This window comes from Nitrospira sp. BLG_2, assembly GCF_049222245.1.
This window is the reverse complement of record NZ_JBLYIG010000010.1, coordinates 1-3,698: the sequence shown is the minus strand read 5'-3', so window position 1 is coordinate 3,698 and position 3,698 is coordinate 1. Positions and strand designations below refer to the sequence as shown.

Genomic DNA, 3,698 nt, shown 5'->3' with positions numbered 1-3,698 from the left:
GCACCAGGAGCCGCCGATCGGGGCTTGTTGGCCCCTCGCGAGAAACGCCGAGGAACAAGCGAAAAGGGAACAGGGACAGAGGGTAAAGGGAATCACTGAACGTCCTGGGCACAGCGGAACCCGAGCCTGACGATCCGGAGCGTAGGTGAGTTCCCGGTCCGGTACGCGGAGCGCACGTGGCCCGGAGCATCGCCCCAGGACCCACCGCGCAGCGCCCGATATTGGCCGCTAGAGGGCCCTTTTGGATTGCGCTCTGGACTCTTGGTGTAATAGGTCTCGTCATACCAATCCGCCGTCCACTCCCACACATTCCCGATCATGTCGTGCAGCCCATATGGATTGGCTTCATAGGACCCCACCGGCGCCGTTCGGACAGCGCCATCGTCATAGCCTGTCATAATGGTGAAGGTCGAATATTGCCGCTTGAGGGACTCGTCGGCAACGTTCGCCACACGACGCGAGCCCGGACTCTCATCTCCCCACCAGTACTTGGTTTCGCTACCGGCACGCGTGGCATACTCGAACTCCGCCTCGGTGGGCAGCCGCTTGGCCGCCCTACGGCAATAGGCCTGGGCGTCCTCCCAGGAGACGGATACCACGGGATGCTCCGCCCGGTTCGAGATGAACACTGTGTCGCCCCCCTCCGGTTTCCGCCAATGAGCCCCGCTGACCTCCTCCCACTTTCCGGCAGATGTGAGCGTGTACGCCTTGCCTTCCTTCTCAGCCGTGGTGCGGTAGCTGGTGTCGCGAACGAACTGCTCGAAGCGGGTATTCGTCACCTCATACTTATCCAGATAAAAAGCGTCCAGCGAGACGCGATGGCGCGGGTGTTCGTCCTTGTCTCCTTCGCCATCCGGCGAGCCCATCCAGAATTCTCCGGCCGGAATCAGCACCATCGGCGCGCCATCCTTGCCGGTCATCTCGCGGGACTGTTCCGTGCCGGTGCGATCCCGGTCCTCCACCGGGACGTTCCAGCCCCGCAGTGCCTCCAGGACGATGGTGGAAGGCGAGGCATAGCCAAACCCACCGGCAACACTCGTGACGACACCGACCACCTTGCCGTTGAGCATCAACGGACCACCGGAATTTCCTACGTCGGCAGTCCCGGTAAACACCAGATCGGCTCCCTTGCGGCCGGCGATCTTTCCGTCGGTGACCAACCACGGCACGCCGACGACTTGATGAAATCCAATGATCGTCACGGCGTCCCCGTCTTTCACCCGTCGTGCCGCCTCGATTCCCAACGCACGCACACCAGCCGGAAGCGTTCCCCGCACGATCAAAGAGGCCAATCCTTTTGGATTCTGGCTATCCAGACCTCTGGTGGAAGCGTCAAATGAGCGATGGGAGTCGATGAAGAACGCGACCTTCGGTTGTGGATCGCCTTCGACCACATGCGAGGCGGTGACGATGTACGCCGCATCGTTCCGAAGGGCCACGATGATCCCCGTGCCGATTCGTTCCCTTCCGTCGACGCGAGCGGTAATTTGCACCACCCCCGTTTTCAACGCGTCGTGCTCGTTGGACTCGGCCTGCAGGGGACTGCTGCTAACGAGGACGAGCAGCATGAAGAGTGCGATGCACCGACTGACCCTGCTGAACCCCCACCACCTCTCGGCATAAGGACTATGGCAGGATACCGGCATACGTTCGCTCCGTTGCATGGCCATTGAAGGAGAGGACGGTTTATCCCTTTTGTCTTGTTGCCTCGATTCCGGATCGGCCCTGGACCAGTGCTCGGGCCACTTGGCCGATCCGGCATCAAGGTGGTGCGTTCTTCGGCTGACTTGAATGTGCTCGCGTCAGCCCGGGATCGGTCTGGACGCCCGACAGCGCACTCCGTGTCTCCCCTATGAAGACTCGAACTCCGGCCATCGGGCAGGCGTCTTGGGCACATCGGAACCCGATATTGTCGTTCCGGTTCGTAGGTGTGTTCCTGTTCCGGTTCGCGGATCGCACGTTGTCCGGTTCATTGTTCCAGGACCCACCGCGCAGCGCTAGAACGACCGACCCCGCATGACAGGACTGAAGCCCCGCCATACTCTGCTCGCTCATCAACGCGTATCTCCGAGCATCCGTTCACTCACTGTGCCGTTTTTCCCAAAATTCTCGCACACAGGCGTGCCGTATCGGCATACGCCGCATGCGAGATCCAACTACGGATACATTCTCGCCGCTGCGCTTCTAACATGCGCCCCTTGGCGACGGCCTCACCATAGCGGCGAAGCCGCCGCTTGAATCGCCGGACATTGCCGGCATCGAGCCGGCGATGAGTCGGAAAAATCCGATAACCCAGGAACGTGACCCCTGCGCTGGCCGGAGCCACGAAACACTTGCGCGGATGCAGCCGCAAGCGCAACCGTTCGCCGAACGCCTCGATCGCTGCACGTATTTCGTGGAGACGCTCCTTGTCGTCATCGAAAACAAGCAGATCGTCCACATAGCGGACATAGCCAGGCACTCGGAGTACTTCTTTCACATAATGGTCCAGCTTGTCCAGGTAGACATTCGCGAAAAACTGGCTCGTCTGGTTCCCGATCGGAATGCCCCGCCGCCTCTCATAGGGGGTAAACAGGCCATCGCCTGGAAAATAATGAAGCGATTCCGGTTGCGGATTACTGCCTTGCACGATCGTCCGCACCAACCACAATACCTGCTCATCCCAAATCCGTTCGGCAATCAAGCCCATGAGAATCTCATGATCGATGCTCGGGAAATATTTCTCCACGTCGCATTTGAGGACGTACCGGAATCGCCGGGCATAGCTGGATGCCCGCTCGACGGCCGCGTGCGTCCCCTTGCCTTTGCGACAGGCGTAAGAGTCGAAGAGAAATCCTCGGTCGAACAGCGGCTCGATGACATTGCACAGGGCATGATGCATGACTCGGTCGCGGAACGGTGCCGCGCTGATCAATCGAGGCTTCTTCTCGCGAACGAGAAACGTGCGATACGGTCCGGGGCGATAGGTACGGGTGACCAATTCCCGCTGTAAGCCTTGCAGCTCTTCTTCCAGATTCAAGGAGAAGGCAGCCACGTTCGGGCGGAACCGCTTGCCTCGGCTGGCCAAACGCGCCGCCTCCAGCAGATTCGAGAAACTGGCGACTCGGGCAAACAAGACGCCCATCGATCACCTCGCTTGCGCTTTCGTCCAGCCGCCGATTTGGCGTCCCAACTCGACCAGTTCCCCGGAGATGAACTCGTACTGTTTCAAACTGGTGAAACCTAAGTCCTTGCCCGCACGCACGAGCAGACGCAGGACCTGCACATCCGTATTGGCCCGGTGCAAATGCTCCCGCTTCTCTCGTGAGTAGGCGGCCAGGACTAGCGATTCCAGCACGGCCAGCATGCGGGACTCGATCCGATCGCCCAGGACAAACCGATGGGAGCGGGGGAATTTGCCCACATGGCCCATCAGCCAGAGCAGTGCGTCATAGGCTTTCGTCACGGCAGCGGGAAGGGTCCCGGGACTCTCGTCTCCCATGGTGACTCCGATCTCGGCCTATGGATTCGGGGCCCCGACGACCACATGGGCCGCTGTGAAGATGTGTGCCGCATCATTCTCCAAGCGAACGATAATGCCCGTTCCTGGCCGCTTAGACTCAACTCTGACCACCCCTGATTGCAGACCCGCGACGTCCTGAGCACACACGAAGCCACTTTGGGCCACTCCAAGAATCATAACCAGGCAGGCCACAACA

The 3,698-nt window shown here is 60.3% G+C and carries 5 protein-coding genes; all 5 read right to left on the bottom strand.

Annotated elements, in window-relative coordinates:
• Nucleotides 1–92: 92 nt before the first annotated feature.
• On the bottom strand, nt 93–1,646 hold the full coding sequence (locus tag ACOSYY_RS00310) for an SUMF1/EgtB/PvdO family nonheme iron enzyme (protein ID WP_421660220.1): 1,554 nt from the start codon (nt 1,644–1,646) through the stop codon (nt 93–95).
• A 115-nt stretch (nt 1,647–1,761) separates the two neighbouring features.
• Nucleotides 1,762–2,040, bottom strand: a complete 279-nt coding sequence (locus tag ACOSYY_RS00305; protein WP_421660221.1) for an SUMF1/EgtB/PvdO family nonheme iron enzyme — start codon at nt 2,038–2,040, stop codon at nt 1,762–1,764.
• A 43-nt stretch (nt 2,041–2,083) separates the two neighbouring features.
• Nucleotides 2,084–3,124 (bottom strand): reverse transcriptase domain-containing protein, encoded by a 1,041-nt coding sequence (locus ACOSYY_RS00300; protein WP_421660219.1) that lies wholly within the window; start codon nt 3,122–3,124, stop codon nt 2,084–2,086.
• A gap of 3 nt (nt 3,125–3,127) precedes the next feature.
• The gene (gene avd, locus ACOSYY_RS00295; protein WP_421660218.1) at nt 3,128–3,481 is read right to left on the bottom strand and encodes a diversity-generating retroelement protein Avd; all 354 of its coding nucleotides are present in this window, start codon (nt 3,479–3,481) and stop codon (nt 3,128–3,130) included.
• 18 nt (nt 3,482–3,499) lie between these two features.
• Nucleotides 3,500–3,698 (bottom strand): hypothetical protein (locus tag ACOSYY_RS00290; protein ID WP_421660217.1); only part of this gene is annotated, 199 nt, incomplete at its 5' end.